This is a genomic window from Dyella kyungheensis, from assembly GCF_049913195.1.
Lineage (GTDB): Bacteria > Pseudomonadota > Gammaproteobacteria > Xanthomonadales > Rhodanobacteraceae > Dyella > Dyella kyungheensis.
Genome location: NZ_CP183983.1, coordinates 2,529,978 through 2,548,946 on the forward strand (window position 1 = coordinate 2,529,978; position 18,969 = coordinate 2,548,946).

Consider the following 18,969-nt stretch of genomic DNA (forward strand, 5'->3'; position numbering starts at 1 on the left):
GGGATCTCACCGCTCCAGCTCATTCACCGCATGCGATGCCGGCTTGCCTCGAATCAGGATCGCTGCGCTCACGCCGCTGAGCAAGGCCAGCATCGCCGACAACCACATCACTCGCCGAAAGCCATCGACGAAGGACAGCTCGATGGCCTGCCGCACCGCGCCCCTCAACTCCGCGGGATAACCAGAGGGCACCACGATGCCGGCCAGCTTCTCGCGTTGCGCAAGCAGTGATGCGACCAATGCCGGCGGCGCGTGCACATCGGCTAGCCGAAGCGACAGCGACTGGTTGAAACTCAAGGTCAACAGCATGCCGAACAAGGCAATCGCCAGCAGCGGCCCGGTGCGGGAGACGGCGTTGTTCACGCCCGACGCCGTCCCAGCCCGCTCTTCGCCGACGGCGTTCATCACCGTGGTGGTCAATGGCGCCACCGTGATGCTCATGCCCAGTCCGAGGATGCAGATCGCTGGAAAGAACGCTGTCCAGTAGCTGCCGCCGACGGATGGCCACGCAAACAGCGCGAAGCCCACCGCCGCGATCAACGGCCCCACGATCAGCGGCAGGCGCGAACCAAACCGGTCGACCAGGCCGCCTGCCCAACGAGACAGCGCGAACATGATGGCGATGAACGGCAACAGTGCCGCGCCCGCTTCGGTGGCGCCATAGCCCTGCACCTGGATCAGGTTCAACGGCAGGAAGAACAGGCTGCCTCCCAGCGCGGCATAGAGCAGCAAGGTCAGCACGTTGGCGCCCGCGAAATTGCGTTCGTGGAACAAGGTCAATGGCAACATCGGCCCGGCGCTGCGCGCTTCTTCGCGCACGAACAGCAGCAAGCCCAGCACGCCCATCGCAGCCGCCATCCATACTTCGCCCGCCGACCAGCCTCGCGACGGCGCCTCGATAAGCGCATACACCACGCCAGCGAGACCCAGCGTGACCAGGCTTGCGCCTCTCACGTCGATCTGGCGGCCGACCCGTCCACGGCTTTCCGGCACTTTCCTGGCGCATATCCACAGCAGCACGAGGCCCACCGGCGCATTGACCAGGAAAGCCCAAATCCACGAGTAGTGGTCGACCAGGAAACCGCCGATCACCGGTCCAATGGCCGCCGTGATGCCGCTGCAGGCGGACCAGGTGCCGATCGCCGCACCACGCTGCGTGGCCGCGAAATTGGCGCTGATCAGCGCCAGGCTGCCGGGCACCAGCAATGCCGCGCCGACGCCTTGCGCGGCGCGGGCGATGATCAGCGGCAGCACCGTGGTGGAACAGGCGCAGGCGACCGAGGCGAGCGTAAACAAGGCCGTGCCGATCATGAAGATGCGACGGCGGCCGAAGCGATCGCCCAGCACGCCGCCGACCAACAGCAGGGACGCGAGGAACAACGCATAGGATTCCATCACCCACTGCGCATCGGCCGTGCTGGCCACCATTTCCCGTTCGATCGCCGGCAAGGCCACGTTGACCACCGTGCCGTCGATGAAGGCCATGCTGGTGCCGAGGATGGCGGCCAGAAGAATCCAGCGCTGCGACCTGGCGGCGCACGATTGCGCTGTCGCAGCGCTCAAGATCACGCCGCTATCGCAGGGAGGCATCCCGATCTGGCTCATGGCACCTGTCGCGGAAGCAGAATTCGCAAGAGCTTACATCGCTTTGCAGCCAAGGGACCGTGCGCGCCCTGTTTGCTTTTCTCTCACGGGAACTTGCCTGTCCGGCAGTCACCATGCACGCTTGCAACCCTGCGTTGCCACTCCACTCCCTTGAAGGAAGCACCATGAAACTCGGCATGATCGGCTTGGGCAGGATGGGGGCCAACATGGCTCAGCGTCTGATGAAGGACGGGCACCAGGTCGTGGGGTTCGATCCCCAGGCCGCCGCGAGGAACGACCTGCAGAACAAGGGCGCTCAATCGGCGGATTCTTTGACCGCACTCGTCGCCGCCCTGCCCTCGCCGCGCACGCTGTGGCTGATGGTACCGGCAGGTGCAGCGACTGACGCCAGCCTCGATGCGCTGCTGCCGTTGCTTCAGGCGAGCGATACGATCATCGACGGCGGCAATTCGTTCTACAAGGACAGCATGCGCCGCGCGGCACGCTTTGCAGAGCGCGACATCGCCTATATCGACAGCGGCACCAGCGGCGGCATCTGGGGCCTGGAGGAAGGCTACAGCCTGATGATCGGCGGCGATGAGGCAGCGGTCGAACGCATGCGCCCGATCTTCGAATCGCTGGCGCCAGCCAAGGATCGCGGCTGGGCGCGCGTGGGCCCGGCGGGTGCGGGCCATTTCGCCAAGATGGTTCACAACGGCATCGAGTACGGAATGATGCAGGCGTACGCCGAAGGCTTCTCCATCCTGCGCCACAAGACCGAGTTCGCCATCGACCTGCAGCAGGTAGCCGAGATCTGGCGCTACGGCAGCGTGGTCCGCTCGTGGCTGCTCGATCTCACCGCCGATGCCTTGAAGAAGAATCCCGACATGTCCGGCATAGCGCCCTACGTCGCCGATTCCGGCGAAGGCCGATGGACGGTCGACGAAGCGATCGAACTCAATGTGCCGGCACCGGTCATCACGCAGTCGTTGATCGAGCGTTTGCGCTCGCGCGACAAGGATTCCTTCTCCGACAAGTTGCTGTCAGCCATGCGCAATGAATTTGGCGGACACCCGATCAAGAAGGAATAAACCACGCCAGGGTGCAGGCCGGCCGAACAGTCTCAGCGGAGCGAGGCCAAGATCGCCTATCATGCACGCATGCACAATCTCGCCGAACTGCCTGCTTCGCCGCTGCTCAACGAAATGCGGCTCGATGGATTCGCTTTTGCACCCGCCGACACGATGCGTCCGTTGCTGGCCTCGTCCGGCGGGTTGTCGGACTGGAGCGACTTTGCCGAGAGCTGGAACCAGCTGGCGCCCGATCAGTACCTGGCCGCCAAGGGGCGGGCTCGCCGCAGGCGTCATGCCACGTTCTCGGCCGCTGCGCACGGTGCCGTCACGGCGGAGCCTCATCAGCCGCATTTCCAATCGCTGCAGTACAACGCGTTGCAGGGCGACATCGAGCGCTGGTTCGAGCCCATCACCGAAGCCGTCGTGCACGGCACGACGTTGCGCAGCATTCTCGACTTCTGCCATACGTTCTTCGGATCGCTAGCGCCCGCGGTCGCGCGCTGGCACATCGAAGTGCATCAGTTCCGCATCGAAGCCACCGCAAGCGCTGCCGGCGAACCGACACCGGAAGGCAGCCATCGCGATGGTGTCGACTACGTGCTGGTGTTGCTCGTGAATCGCAGCAACATCGCCAGCGGCACCACCACCATCCACGCGCCGGACGGCCGGCTGCTGGGCGACTTCACCCTCACTCATCCGCTGGATGCCGCACTCATCCACGATCCCAGCGTGCTCCACGGCGTCACGCCGGTGCTGCCGTTGGTGGCCGACGAGCCCGCGTTTCGCGATGTGCTGGTGGTGACGTTCAGGGCCGCGCCCGTACTGAACGACTGAGCTCGGACAACCCATCGCGGACTCCCGCGCCGGCGCATGCGTTGCCTTGACGGGTCGGAAAAGTCCTCCTTGAAGGTCGTCTTCTGAGCCACTCAGAGGTGCGTCACTGCTACGTCCTGACGAAGGCGCGGAACAGAACCACGCGAAATGGCAGCGCCGACATCGCCCGCCCTATTCCACGCGCAGACGTAGACCCGTCCGCACCATAAGCGCTCGCACGGCCATCCACTTACATCTCGGCCGCACTGTTGCACGCTTGCAGGTCGCCGACACCGCAGGCTTGCCGCCGCCGGGAAGCGCTCAGTGCGCGACTCCGCTTAAGACCCGTCCGATAGGCAGCTTGCGCGCCAATCCCTAGGCTTTCCCAGCCATTCTGCGCATCGGTTTCTCACCGCCCGATTCGGCAGAACCGAAATGCGGATGGCGTCGTACGCGGGAAGGCGCAAGGGCTTGACGCTTGCCGGACCTCCCTCGGCGCATTGATTTCAACCAGTCGTGGTCGCGACATCTGTCGCGGCCTGCGCGTGTTCGCGCGGGAAGGTGTGCAAGTGACTCAGGCAAGAAAGATGTTCAGTCGACTGATGTGGGCAAGCGCCTGTCTGCCGATGGCCGCCGCGATGGCTCAGTCGGCCGATCCGGCGGCGCAAGAAATCCTGCGCCAGCAGGAACGCGAGCGCGCCCTGCGCGAGCAGCAACAGAACACTCCCGACGTGCGTCTGCCGGCACCGGTGGAAGCACAGGCCGATCGCCTCCCCGCCGACGAAACGCCGTGCTTTCCCATTCACTCCATCCGACTGGAGGGTGATGACGCTCGCGCCTTTACCTGGGCCGTGGCAGCGGCCAACGCGCCGCGCGACCCGGTCGTCGGCCGCTGCCTTGGCACGCAGGGCATCAACGTGGTGATGAAGCGCGTACAGAACGCGGTCATCGCGCGCGGCTTCGTCACCACGCGCGTGGTCGCCAAACAGCAAGACCTCAAGACCGGCGTGCTGGCGCTGACCGTCATTCCCGGCCGCATCCGCGCCATCCGCTTCGCCCCCGGCGTGGACGCCCGCGCGGTTTCATGGCGCGACGCCCTGCCCGCCCGTCCCGGCGACTTGCTCAATCTGCGCGATATCGAGCAGGCGCTGGAAAACTTCAAGCGCGTGCCCACCGCCGATGCCGACATCAAGATCGTGCCCGCCGATGGCGATGGCGCACCGGGCGAAAGCGATCTGCTGATCGTGTGGAAGCAATCGTCGCCTATGCGCCTGGCCCTCACGCTGGACGATGCGGGCAGCCAAGGCACCGGCAAAGTGCAAGGCGGCACCACGCTGTCGCTGGACAACTTGCTCACCTGGAACGACCTGTTCTACGCCAACCTGGGCCAGGACGCGCTCGACGGCGATCGCAAAGGCACGCGCAGTTACACGCTGCACTACGAGGTGCCCTACGGCTATTGGCTGCTCGGCGCCACCGCCAGCAGTTACGCCTATCACCAGGCTGTGGCCGGTTACGCGCAGGATTATGTGTACAGCGGCACGAGCCACAACGCGGATGTCCGCCTCAGTCGCCTGCTCTATCGCGACGCCACGCTGAAGTTAGGCGCGTATGCACGCGCCTGGGAGCGGGACTCCAACAACTTCATCGACGATACCGAAGTGCTGGTGCAGCGTCGTCGTCAGGCTGGCTGGGAAGCGGGCTTTACCTATAAGCAATTCATCGGCACGGCCACGCTGGAAGCCGATGCCGCTTATCGCCGAGGCACCGGTGCATTCAACGCGCTGCATGCGCCCGAGGAAATGTACGGCGAAGGCACCTCGCGCTCGGAAGTCGTCACCGCCGACGCCACCCTCACTGCACCGTTTCAATGGGGCAATCAGCGCTTCCGTTACATCGCCAGCTGGCGCGCGCAATGGAACCAGACGCCGCTCGTTCCGCAGGATCGCTTTGCCATCGGCGGCCGCTACACCGTGCGCGGCTTCGACGGCGAACTGCAGCTCACCGGCAATCGCGGCTGGCTGGTCCGCAATGACCTCGGCTGGATGGTGGGTGGCGGTCAGGAGCTGTACCTGGGCGCCGATGTGGGCCACGTGGGCGGGCCGCCCACCGAGTGGGAACTCGGCCAGACCCTGGCTGGCGTAGCGCTGGGCCTGCGCGGTGGCTGGCGCGGCTTTGCCTGGGACGTCTTCGTCGGCGCACCGATCAGCAAGCCGCACGGCTATCCCACCGCCAATCCCACTACCGGTTTCAGCCTCAGCTGGTCGCTCTGATCAGTCGCTGACCTCTCTTTTTTTTGCCCGTTTGCCACATCCCTTTACAAGGAAGTCACTCGTGAACAAGCACCTCTACCGCATCGTCTTCAACCACGCCCTTGGCCTGTTTCAGGTCGTATCGGAGCTGGTTCGCCGTCCGGGTCATGGGGCGTCGCAGTGTGAGGGTGCGGCGAATATCGCCACGGTGCGGCCGGTAAGCTTGAGTTTGTGGGTGGCCTTCGGCTGGATCGGTCTGGCTTCGGTGGCCACGGCCGGTCAGATCACCACCGACCCCAATGCGCCGGGGAATCAGCGCCCCACCGTGCTCGGCTCGCCGGGCGCCGCACCACTGGTCAACATCACCACGCCCAGCAAAGCAGGCGTGAGCCGCAATACCTATAGCGATTTCAACGTCGATCAAAACGGCGTGGTGCTCAACAACTCGCGCACCAACACCACCACGCAGCTGGCCGGTACGGTGGCCGGCAATCCGTGGCTGGCGACGGGCACGGCCAAGGTCATCCTCAACGAAGTCACCGGCTCCAATCCCAGCGCGCTCAATGGCTATATCGAAGTGGCCGGCGACCGCGCGCAGGTGATCGTGGCCAACCCGGCGGGCATCAGCTGCGATGGCTGCGGCGTGATCAACGCCACGCGTTTCACCCTGACCACCGGCACGCCGGTGCTTAGTGGCGGCAGTCTGGACGGCTATCGCGTCACCGGCGGTGCCATTCAGATCGGCGCCCATGGCCTGGATGCCAGCCGCGCCGATTACACAGACATCATCACGCGCGCCGTGCAGGTGAACGGCGGCCTCTGGTCGCCGCAGTTGCAAGTGACCACCGGCAGCAACCAGGTCAACGCAGACGCATCGCAGGTCAATGCCATCGCCGGCACCGGCGACAAGCCCATGCTCGCGCTGGACGTAAGCGCCCTGGGCGGCATGTACGCCAATAAGATCGTCCTGTTGGGCACCGAGGACGGCGTCGGCGCGCGCAACGCCGGCAGCATCGGTGCATCCTCGGGCGACTTGGTCGTTACCCTGGACGGCCGCCTGGAAAACAGCGGCAACCTGCAATCGCAAGCCAACACGCAAGTCGCCGCCGACGGCGGCATCAGCAATAGCGGCACCATCAGTGCCCGGCGCGAACTCACGCTCAACACATCGGCCGATGTCGACAACAGCCACGGCGACTTGAACGCGATGCGCATCGCAGTGGACGCCGCCTCGCTGCGCAACGCGGGCGGCAGCATCGCGCAGACCGGCTCGCAAGGCATGACGCTGCAGACCGGCGCGCTCTCCAATCGCAACGGTGGTCGCATCGGCGCCAACGAGCCCGATACCGGCGGTTCAACCGGCACGCCGAGCGATGGCTCGACCGGCGGCCAAGGCGGCAACAACAGCGGCGGCGACGCCAACGGCGGCAGCGATGGCTCGACAAGCGGCGGCGGTGTTCCTATCGCCCCACTCGCCGACGGCGTGCTACACATCACCGGCCTGCTCGATAACGACAGCGGCCGCATCAGCGCCGCGGCGGGCTTCGATCTGGCCAGCAGCAGCGGCCTCAGCAACGACGGCGGCCAACTGAAACTGCGCCAGCTCACGCTCACCGGCGGCAACCTGAGCAACCGGGGCGGTTCGTTGTCGATCGATGGCGCCTCCACCGTTCACGCCAACCAGATCAACAACGATGCCGGCCAGTTGACGTTCGCCAGCGCGGCGGCGATGGACACGCAAAGTCTGTCCAACCGCAGCGGCACGCTGACCCTGGCCGATAGTGCGCCGATGAACTTGAGCGTGGCCGGCACACTCGACAATACCGCGGGCCTACTGGCCACCAACGCCACGCAGTTCACGCTCAATAGCGTCACGCTGATCAACGAGCACGGCACGATCAACCATGCCGGCAGCAACGGCCTGACGCTGAGCACCGGCGATTGGCGCGGCAGCGACGGCACCGTGGTGACCGCAGGCGCGGCCACGCTCACCGCCAACGCGATCGACCATCGCGGCGCGACCCTCAGCGCCACGCAACTGTCGCTCAACGCGAGCACGCTGGATAATCGCGGCGGCGTCATCAGCAGCTCGGGTAACGCCGCCAACACACTCACCGTGAAGGACTCGCTGGACAACGGCGATCAAGGCGTCATCGCAAGCAATGGCGATCTGGTGATCACCACCGCCGCCCTGGGCAATGCCGGCGGCACCATTCAACAAGCGGGCAACGGCACGCTCGCTATCTCAGCCACCACGTTGAACGGCACGGGCGGCACGCTCGCCAGCAACGGCACGCTGGCGCTCAGCGGTCGCAACACGGACTTAAGCTACGGCACCACCTACGCCAACGCCATCAGCATCGATACCGGCTCGCTCTATACCGCCGGTGGCACATTGAAAGCCGTCGGCAAAGACGCTCTGTCGGTGCTCGCCAGCGACCGCTGGAACAATGCCGGCGGCACCGTGCTGAGCAATGGCGCATTGAATATCCAGGCCGGCGCACTGGACAACACGCGCGGCATGCTGAGCACCGCCAGCGCCAACGACAACCAGCTGCGCATCGCCGGCACCTTCACCAACACTGGCGGCACGCTGGTGAGCATGGGCGCCACCCATGTGCAGGCCGGGTCGCTGCTCAATCAAGGCGGCACCCTCCAGGTGGCCGGCGCCGTCTTGACGCTGCATGCCGATGGCCTGCTCGACAACAGCCAGCAAGGCGCGATCACCAGCGATGGCGACCTCGCCATCGGCGCCGCCACGCTCGACAACAGCAAGGGCTCGATCTCCCAAACCGGAACGAGCGCCGCCTCGCAGCAAGGCGGCAGCTTGCGCATCGACGCCGCGACGTTGCGCGGCCACGGCGGCACGCTGGCCAGCAACGGCAGCCTCACCATCAGCGGCGACGCCACCGACCTCAGCGGCGGCGTCACCCAAGCCCAGCGCATCCGCATCAACACCCTCAGCCTCAGCACCGCGGGCGGCAGCCTGCTCGCGCTGGGCAGCGATTCTTTGACCCTCAGCGCGCGCGGCGCTTTGGACAACACCGGCGGCACCATCGCCAGCAACGGCGCGCTGCAAGTGACCGCACAGTCCTTGAACAACACCGAGGGCACACTGACTGCCGCCGGCGCCAACGCCAGCAGCTTCACCATCGCGCAGCGCCTGAACAACAACCGCGGCACACTGGCGGCGATGGGCGCTACCACCGTGCAAGCGGGTGAGCTGATCAACCGGGGCGGCACGCTGCAAACCGTGGGCGCTCCGCTGACCCTCACCGCCGAGGGTCTGCTCGACAACAGCCAGCACGGCGTGATCAGCAGCGATCACGACCTCACCCTCAACGCCGCCACGCTCGACAACACGCTAGGCACCATTCAGCAGATGGGTGACGGCAGCCTGATCATCAACGCAGCCACCTTCAAAGGCCATGGCGGCACATTGATCAGCAACGGCAATCTGGCGCTGAGCGGCGACACCCTAGACCTGGGCGGCGCCACCACGCAGGCGTGGCGCATCAGCGTCGATGCCGACTCGCTGATTACCGCAAGCGGCTCGCTGCTCGCGCTCGGCGGCGACCCCCTCCGACTCTCCGTGCGTGGCGCCTTCGACAACACCGGCGGCACGGTGGCCACCAATGGCGCCCTGCAACTGACCGCGCAATCGTTGAACAACACCAGCGGCACGCTCAGCGCCGCCGGCAGCAACGCCAGCACGTTCAATATTACCCAACGATTCGACAACGCCCGCGGCATGCTCGCGGCGATGGGCGCCACCACCGTGCAGGCCGGCGAGCTGATCAATCAAGGCGGCACGCTGCAGGCAGCGGGTGCGCCATTGACGCTGCATGCAGATGGCCTGCTCGACAACAGCCAGCACGGCGTGATCGCCAGCGACGGCGACCTCAGCGTATCGGCTACCACGCTCGACAACACCCAAGGCACCATCCAGCACGCCGGCAGCGGCGCATTGACCATCGATGCCGTGGACTTGCACGGCCGTGGCGGCACCTTGGTCAGTAACGACACGATGACGGTCACCGGTGACAGCACCGACCTCAGCGGCGGCACCACCCAGGCGCAAACCATCCGCATCGACACCGGCGATCTGAGCACCGCCGGCGGCAGCCTGATCGCCCTCGGCAGCGGCCCTCTGCAACTGGCCGCGCGTCGCACCTTCGACAATAGCGCCGGCGGCGTCGCCACCAACGGCGCGCTGCAATTGTCCGCGCAGACGCTGAGCAATATCGACGGCACCCTCAGCGCCGCCGGCACGAACCACAGCACGCTCAACATTGCGCAACGCTTCGACAACACGCGCGGCACGCTGGCGGCCATGGGCGCGACCTCCGTGCAGGCGGGCGATCTGATCAACCAGCACGGCAGGCTGCAAACGGCGGGCAGTTCCGCGCTGACCCTAGCCGTCGATGGCCTGCTCGACAACAGCGCTCAAGGCATCATCGCCAGCGACGGCGATCTAACGCTGACCGCCGCCACGCTCGACAACACCGACGGCAAGATCAATCACGCCGGCCTCGGCGAAGCCACGATCCACGCCACCACCTTGAACGGTCGCGGCGGCACCATCGCCAGCAATGGCAACCTCACGCTTACCGGCGACAGCACCGACCTGAGCGGCGGCGCCACTCAGGCGCAGCGCATCCGCATCGACACCGGCACACTGAGCACCGCCGACGGCACGCTGCAGGCGCTGAGCAGCGATCCCTTGCAACTGACCGCCAGCCGCAGCTTCGACAACAGCGGCGGCAAGGTGGTCAGCAACGGCGCCCTGCAGCTCGATACGGGCGCGCTGCTCAATCGCATTGGCCAGCTGATCGGCGCAGGCCCCGCTGCATCGTCGCTGCAGGTGGGCGGCTTGTTCGACAACACCGGCGGCACGCTCTCCACGGCCGGCGCCACCATGCTGCACGCCGGCACGCTCGACAATACCGACGGCAGCTTGCAGGCGGCCAGCACCGATACGTTCAACGTCACTGTGGATGGCCAGCTCACCAACGATCGCGGCAGCGTGCAAGGCAATGGCGCCGTGGCGATCACCGCCGCCGATCTGAGCAATCGCAGCGGCACTTTCCAGGCCCAGCAGGCCATCGCCGCCCATGTCGGCAACACCCTGGACAACACTGCAGGCGCGATCATCACCAGCGGCGATCTCAACTTGCAGGCACAAAACCTGCTCAACCGCGACACGGTGATGAGCAATGCCTCCGCATCGGTGACCGGTCTCTACGGCCAAGGCGTCACGCTCGCGGTCACTACGCTGGACAATACCCGTGGCCAAGTGCAGGCACGCGACGCCCTGTCCGTGACCGGCGGCACACTGATCAATGCGGGTGGCATGCTCGACGGCACCGGCACGGTGCAAGTCACCGGCAGCACGCTGGACAACATCGGTGGCCAGCTGGTGCAACGCGGCGACAGCGGCGCGCTCGCGCTCGATCTGAGTCAGACGCTGAGCAACACGGCAGGCGGCCTGATCGGCGCCGAAGGCAGCGCCACCATCCATGCGGGCAACGTCGACAACGGCGACGGCACCACCTTTGCGCGGCATGACTTGACCCTCAGCTCCGAGGGCGATGTGTTCAACCGCGACGGCGGCGTGTTGCAGACCAACGGCGCCCTAGCCCTTCGTGCGCAAGGCGTGCTCGACAACAGCGGCGGCAGCATCGACGCCACCCAGGCCGCGTCGATCGCTGCCAACGCGATCAACAACGTCAGCGGCCAAATCCTAGCCGGCAACAGCGCTGCGCCGAACGCAGCCTTGCAGATCAACGCCGCCACCAACATCGACAACCGCAGCGGCACCCTTGGCAATCGCGGCGGCGATCTGCTGATCACCACCACCGCCCTCAACAACGGCGCCGACGGCACCCTGGTAGCCCAACGCAACCTCAACCTCGATGCGCTCAGCACGCTCAGCAATGCGGGCGGCACGGTGTATGCCGCGGCTGATCTGAGTTTTCGGAACGGCGCTGCGGTGCTGGATAACAGTGGTGGCAAATTCGGCGCGGGCGGCACGGCGGCGTTGGCATTCGCCTCACTCACCAACACCGACGGCCGCGTGCAAGCCGACACACTGTGGCTGAGCACGCCGGTACTCAATAACGAGCGCGGCGATATCGGCGCCAACAGCCTGCATGCCACGCTGATCGCGCTGAATGGCATCGGCACGCTGCATGGCACCGATCTGTTGGACGCCCACTTTTTAGGCGATTACACCCTTCTCGCCGGCCAGCAATTGCAAAGCGATGGCACGCTGTCACTCGCCGCCGACGGCACGCTGACCAATCAGGGCTCGCTGCAAACGCAGGGGATCCTCAACGTCAGTGCCGCTAACCTGATTAACCAGGGCACCATCAACGCCAGCAACGGCATTGGCACGGCCGAGGCCCGCCTCACTGCCGCCGGACTGATCGACAACCAGACCGGGGCGTCCATTGAGGGCGACACGCTTAACCTCACTGCCGCCAACATCACCAATACCAGCAATCAAGGCATCGTCGGTGATGCGTTGCGAATCAACGCCGACACCCTGACCAACGGCCGCGACCTGGGTACGACTGATGCCGCCATCGCCTATGGCGAAGGCTTCATCGGCGCCTCGCGGTACCTCGATCTGCGTATCGGTCAACACTTGGCCAACCTCGATGGCGAGATCTACAGCGGCGGCGATTTGAGCATCGCCGGCCGCAGCGACGGCACACGCCTTGCCACATTGGATAATGTCTCTGGCCGGATTCAGGCCGAGGGCGACGCCAGCATTGCGGCCGACCTCATCAGCAACCGTCGCCGCTTTATCGAGACGGAGCAATACACGCTGAGCGCCAATGAGCAATTTGCGCTCAGTTCGGATCGCGCCTACGACAACGCACTGAGCGCGGCCGAACAACAGCGCATGACGCAGTTGTTCGCCACGGAAAACCGCACCACGGCGCAGATCAGCGAGCTATTGGGTTACCTCTACCGCACCGGCTGGTCGCGCGTGGAGCACGTCTCCGATGCGGACCTGGCTACCCTCAACGCCACCTATAACCAGATCGCCATCCAAAAGTACGGCCAACGCGGCGGCTATCTGGTGGTGGGTGCCGGCGGCAATCCCGGCGTCGAGCTCAAGCAAACCGACTCCTACCTTACCGGCACGCGCATCACGCGCGAGAGTGCCCAAAGCCAAATCCTCAGCGGGGGCGATCTGTCTATCGATCTGGGCACGCACCTCAGCAATGTGGCGTCCACCATCGCCTCCACGGGCGATCTGAGCATCAGCGGCATGGCCTATGACGGCACACCCGATGCTCGCATCGACAACATCGCCGTCGCCGGCCAGTACACCGTGCGGCGCGATACCGACGCGATCATCATCAATCCCGTCCCGGCCAAGTATCTAAGCAGCAATGGCTGGAAAGACACGCCGGTCGTCTTCCCTGCCCACTTGAGCACCGATACGGTGACCCAAACCGGCCCCATGCTGGCTGGCGCCACTATCAGCGGTCGCAACGTATCCATCAGCGGCCATGACATCACCAATACCGCCGTCGCCGCCGCCGGCGGCCTCATCAAACTGGACCCGGGCGCCCTCAGCGGACCCAGCACGCACGACACCGGCAGCGCGCGCAGTGTCGATGCCAACCGCACCGACGCCACGACCGGCGCGCAAGCTGATGCGGTCAAAGCGGCCGACGCGAGCGCGCAAGCACAGGGGCGCACGATTGATGGCGCTCACGGTGCCAACGCCGCGCAAGGCCAGTCGGCGAGCAACGGCAACGCCGTCGGTCCCGTCCAGGGTCAGGTGGTGCACGGCGGCGGCAAGGCCGACGCGGCCAACGCACAAACCATCGGCAGCGCCAGCGCTCCCCTGCCCGGCTACGTTCCGCCGTCCAGCGGCAAATACAGCCAAAATGGCGACCCCAGCGCGCCGTTCCTGGTGAACACAGCACCGCGCTTCGCCAAAGGCCCGGTGACCAGCTCCGACTATCTGCTGCGCGCACTCGGCGATGACCCCGGCAATATTCATAAGCGCCTGGGTGATGGCTACTACGAACAAAATCTGGTGCTCGATCAGCTGCTGCAGCTGACGGGCCGCCGCACCATCAATGGCAGCGACGGCTTGTCACAGTACATCGCGCTGATGGATAGCGCCGCCAACGAGGCCGCGCGCTTAGGTTTGCAATTGGGCGCCCCACTCACCACCGAACAAATTGGCGCGCTCTCCTCGGACATCGTGTGGCTGGTCGATCAAGTGGTCAACGGCGAGCACGTGCTGGTGCCGGTGGTGTATCTCTCCAAGAACACCGCCGACCAGCTGCGCTCCGACGGCGCGCTGATCGCCGGTGACAACGTGGACGTGAAGGCCAGTGGCACCCTGCGCAACGACGGCACCATCAGCGGCACGCAGAGCACCCGTCTCAGCGCCGACACGCTAATCAATCGCGGCACCATCAACGGCGGCCAGCAGTTGGCCATCGCCACGCGCGGCGACACGATCAACGCAGGCACGCTAAGCGGCAACGCCATCGGCATCGCCGCCGGCGGCAGTGTGATCAATGCGCCCGTGCTCAATGGTATGGCGGCCCATGGCGGCACCGTCGTCGCCGGCACCGGCGGCGTGCAAATCGTGGCTGCCCAAGACGTCGTCAACCAAGGCAAGATCATCAGTGCCGGCGATGGCCTCATCGTCGCCGGCCGCGACTACGTGCAAAACGCCGCCGTGGCCGGCAACACCTCTCACGCCGCCCCCGGCAGCCTCACCAGCGCCGGCAACGCCGTCGTCATCGCCGGCCGCGACGCAGTCTTCGATCAAAGCACCATCAGTGCCGGCAAAGTGGCCTATGTGGAAGCCGGTCGCGACGCCCACTTCACCGCCGCCACCGTGAGCGGCGGCACCGGCATCGCCGTCAAAGCGGGTCAAGACATCATCAGCGACACCGTCACCGATCATGTGGCATCGACCAGCTACACCAAGCAAGGCAAGAACTGGTCGAGCACTGAGGTGACGGAAGACACCGTGCGCGGCAGCAGCTTCACTAGCGGCGGCGATGTGTCCATGCAGGCCGGACGTGATGTCAGTTTGACTGCAGCGAACGTCAAAGCCGATGGCGCCATTGGCTTGGCCGCTGCGGGTGACATCACCCTCGCCACCGCGCAAAGCAGCCGCACCGAAACCACCGACAGCTACACCAAGAAAGGCAAAGTCAAAACCACCACGCATAGCGAAACCACCGACGCCGTCGATGTGGGCACCACGCTGCAAGCTGGCAGCGGGGTCGCCATGGTCGCCGGCCGCGACATCAACGCCAAGGCCGCGCAAATCGACGGCGGCGACGGCGCCGTGCACATGGGCGCTGGCCGCGATATCAACCTGACCGTGGGTGAAGCCAGCCACACGGAGGTCTACGACAGCACCTCCAAGAAGTCCGGCTTCTGGAGCAAGGCCAAGTCCAGCACTCACACCGAAAGCACGGACACTGCCGTGCTAGGCACCACCATCAATGGTCAAGGCGTGGTCATGCTGGCTGGCCAGGATGTGCACGCCACCTCCGCCCAGATCAGCGCCAACGACGGCGCTGCCGTAGTCGTTGCCGGTCGCGACATGATCTTGGACACCGCCAGCGACACGCACACCTACGACAGCACCACCACGTCCAAGGGTGCCAAGATCAACAGCGCCGATCGCGGCGCGGTACTGGCCGGCGTGCCCTCGCAGCTGCTCACCCGCAAGAAGACCACTACGACCACCGTGCATGAGGCGTCCACCGATGCGGTGAGCACCACGCTCACCGGCGACCGTGTCTCGTTGGTGGCCGGCCGTGACATGACCTTGGACGCCGCACAGATCGGCGCGACACACGACGTGACCATCGCTGCCGGCAACAACCTCACCGTCGGCGTGGCCACCAACACCTACGAAGCCAGCCAGTCGCAGACCAAGAAAAAGACCGGTCTGCAAGAAAGCGGCGGCAGCGTGATGTATGGCAAAACCAAGACCGCGCAAACCAACAGCATCAGCCAGAGCACGCCCGAAGGCAGCCTCATCGGCAGCACGGACGGCAGCGTCACCCTGGTGGCCGGCAACGCCTTGCACCTCACCGATGCTACCGTGCTCAGCAACACCGGCACCACGCTGGCCGGCAAGAATGTCACCATCGATGCCGCCGTGGGCAGCACCGACATCACGCAAACCCAAAAGCAAAGCAGCCTGGGCATCAAGGCGGGCCTCTCCGGCGGCGTCGCCAGCGCCGCCATGGGGACTTACCAGAGCGCCAAGCGCGGCAACGAGGTCAAGGATGATCGCCTGAAGGCGCTTTATGCCGCGCAAGCCGGCTACGGCGCCTACGACACCTACGAAGGCGCCAAGAACATAGCGAACGGCACCGATAGCACCGGCGGCGCCTCGTTGCGTATCGGCATCGGTGCCAGCAGTGCCAGCAGCAACACCACCTCGCACGATGACACCGCGTACGGCAGCGCCATTCGTAGCAACGGCAACGTGATCATCGCCGCCACCGACGGTGACCTCAACGTTATCGGCAGCCAGATCAGCGGTGACAATGTGGCACTGGCCGCCTCCAACGCCATCCACCTCACGAGCCAGGACGAAGACCACACGCTCAACAGCCGCAACAAGAACGGCAGCGGCGAAGTGGGCTTCAGCATCGGCAGTCAAACCGGCTGGTACGTGAGCGCCAGCGCCGGCAAGGGCGACGCCCACGGTAACGGCACCACGCACGCGACAACGAACGTCGATGCAGCCAATACGCTCAGCCTGAGCAGCGGTGGCGACACCACCCTCGAAGGCGCTCAAGCCACCGGCAAAACCGTACTGGCCGATATCGGTGGCAGCCTCGCCATCACCAGCCAACAAGACACCAACGATTTTGCCAACACGCAAACCCAGGCCGGCGGCACCTTCGTCTATGGCTACGGCGGCAGCGCCAACTTCAGCCAGGGCAAAACCAACAGCCAGTACAAGAGCGTCACCACCGTCAGCGGCATCGGGGCTGGCGAGGGTGGCTACAACATCCATGTGGGAGGCAACACCGCGCTCAACGGCGGTGTGATCGCCAGCACGGCCGATGCGTCCAAGAACCGGCTTGATACTGGCTCGCTCACGTACAGTGACATCGCGAATCAGGCGAAATACAGCGCCAGCAATATCGGCATCGGTGGCGGCAACAACAAGGCGAGCGGGCCCATCGGCATCGCGCCGACCGTTGGCATTCCCCAAGGCGATAGCAGCCATAGCACCACCAAGGCCGGTATTGCCAACGGCACCATCACCGTGCGCGATGGCAATGCCGATCTTGCGGCGCTGGATCGCAACCCGGATCTCGCCGCACCCGGCCTCAAGCCCATCTTCGATCAGCAGAAGGTGCAAGAGCGGCAGGAAATGGGGCAAGTGGCAAGTTATGTCGGCATGCGTACCGCCGGCACCATCGCCGACAAGATGTACACGGACGCCGCCAGTGACTTGGTCGCGGCGCGCAAACGAGGTGACACGGCCGCTGAGGCCGATGCGCAAGCGCGCATGGCCACCTGGGATGCGGGCGGCACGAACAAGACCATTCTGCATGGCGTGGTGGGTGCCGCGACAGCGGCACTGGGTAATGGGGATGTCTTGGGTGGCGCAGCGGGAGCGGCTGGGAGCGAAAGAGCCAGTGGCGCCATGCACGACTACCTTATTGCTCACGGCTATGAAGAAGGCTCCGCTAGCTACAACAGCATGATGCAGTTGGGCAGCGCGGCCATCGGCGGCGTAGCGGGCGGCGCCGGGGCCAGCACCGCTCTGGCCGGCGACAGTTTTAACCGACAGCTGCACCCCAATGAAATCAAGTTAATTACCGGCGGATTGGCCGCCCAATACGCAGAGGAACATCCGGGCGTTAGCGTGCGCGATGCAGAGACACTGTTGATGGCGCAGGCGTTGCGTCAAGTGGATGACGGCTGGACAGAAAATCTCGGTGCCACAAGTAGCGACGGCCTCAAGAAGATGGGCGATAGGTATGTCCAAGATCACGCCGATGTTCAGCAATGGCTGGCCGACAATACGCCCGCGTGGGCGCAACAGGCCGGCTACTTCACCGCCACGGCCGCCGAACGTGCGGACCCGACCATCAATGGGCAGTACTACGATGGCGAATTCCATAAGCAATGGAACGGCTTCTTAAGTGATCTGGCATCCGGCATCACTGGCGCGGATCACAATACTGCGCAGGATGGCAGCCAAGTCAACTTCGATGGCTATCAGGATATGGCCAACAGCCTGCGCCGCGAAGGCCGGCGGATGGTGTTGGAACAGGAAGTACGAAGTGGACAGACGCTGACCGACGCCGAGCTTTACGAATATCAGCGTCTGAATATGCTCTACCCGATGTTGGAGGCCGGCGCGTTGGGGCCCTTTGGGCAACTTGCCGTGGCTATCCATGACAACGACCCGACATCGGCGGCAATGGCGATTGCGGGGGCGATTCCGGGTCAAGGAGCAATAACGGGGGCGGCCCAGGGAGGTAAGCTAATTGGTTCAGTTGAAGGCCTCACAGCGGCAGAGCAAGGATTCATCGGTGAGATGGTGGCAGGCGGCCGCACAGTTGAAGTTATTCCGCCAAGCACTGGACGCACAGCAGATTTTCTCATCAACGGTCAGCCGTACGAATTGAAGACGATGACGGATGTAGCAAATCAGACATCAGATGGTCTATCGAAGGCGATTTCCAGCACGGCCATGGACGCACGAGGTCAGTCCGGCAACATCATTATTGATGCGCGAAATCAACCGGGTATGACTGGCGACATCGCCCAGCGTGGCGTAGAACGTGCCTATGGGAGAGACAATCAGTCTGGTAAGAAAATTCAAAGCATTACAGTAATAACGTCCGAAGGATCGATTTACGTACCGAGGGTGAAACCATGATTTCTGAATTTTGCGGCAAGCCAACTGAGGAAGAGCTGAGAAATCGTATTTTACGCCAGCTTGAATGGCGTCATGGGGAGAATGAGGCCGCTCTCTTATGGCGTGGCTACTTGGCCGCCTTATTTGAATGGAGCGCGATTGATCTCCCTGCCTATGAAAGACTATCCATGCTACTTCCCGATGTAGGATCAAGTGAACTTTTTGAATTGTTTGGGGACGAAAAAAATACGCCTGAGCAAGAGCAAGAGATCGAAAAATATAGGCGGCGATAGCCGCTTTGACCGGCGGCCAGTCGAGGCTTCACAAGAGGTCGTGAATTGGGCCGTAA

General features: G+C 64.6%; 6 protein-coding genes. 5 read left to right on the top strand and 1 reads right to left on the bottom strand.

Annotated features, from left to right (window positions below):
* Positions 1 to 6: 6 nt before the first annotated feature.
* On the bottom strand, positions 7 to 1,605 hold the full coding sequence (locus ACN9MB_RS11200; protein ID WP_426268880.1) for a DHA2 family efflux MFS transporter permease subunit: 1,599 nt from the start codon (positions 1,603 to 1,605) through the stop codon (positions 7 to 9).
* 164 nt (positions 1,606 to 1,769) lie between these two features.
* Here ACN9MB_RS11200 and gnd point away from each other — a divergent pair, with 164 nt between their 5' ends.
* The 5 genes from gnd to ACN9MB_RS11225 all read left to right on the top strand — a co-directional run bounded on the left by gnd (position 1,770) and on the right by ACN9MB_RS11225 (position 18,913).
* Positions 1,770 to 2,675 (top strand): phosphogluconate dehydrogenase (NAD(+)-dependent, decarboxylating), encoded by a 906-nt coding sequence (gnd, locus tag ACN9MB_RS11205; RefSeq protein ID WP_426268881.1) that lies wholly within the window; start codon positions 1,770 to 1,772, stop codon positions 2,673 to 2,675.
* Between the two features lie 69 nt (positions 2,676 to 2,744).
* A complete protein-coding gene (locus ACN9MB_RS11210; protein ID WP_426268882.1) occupies positions 2,745 to 3,491 on the top strand; it encodes a 2OG-Fe dioxygenase family protein in 747 nt (248 codons plus the stop codon).
* 566 nt (positions 3,492 to 4,057) lie between these two features.
* Positions 4,058 to 5,743 (top strand): ShlB/FhaC/HecB family hemolysin secretion/activation protein, encoded by a 1,686-nt coding sequence (locus ACN9MB_RS11215; RefSeq protein WP_426268883.1) that lies wholly within the window; start codon positions 4,058 to 4,060, stop codon positions 5,741 to 5,743.
* Between the two features lie 61 nt (positions 5,744 to 5,804).
* A complete protein-coding gene (locus ACN9MB_RS11220; protein WP_426268884.1) occupies positions 5,805 to 18,641 on the top strand; it encodes a hemagglutinin repeat-containing protein in 12,837 nt (4,278 codons plus the stop codon).
* Positions 18,638 to 18,913, top strand: coding sequence for a hypothetical protein (locus ACN9MB_RS11225; protein WP_426268885.1), 276 nt, complete (start codon positions 18,638 to 18,640; stop codon positions 18,911 to 18,913). The genes ACN9MB_RS11220 and ACN9MB_RS11225 overlap by 4 nt, the downstream gene beginning before the upstream one ends.
* The last annotated feature ends 56 nt before the right edge of the window (positions 18,914 to 18,969 follow it).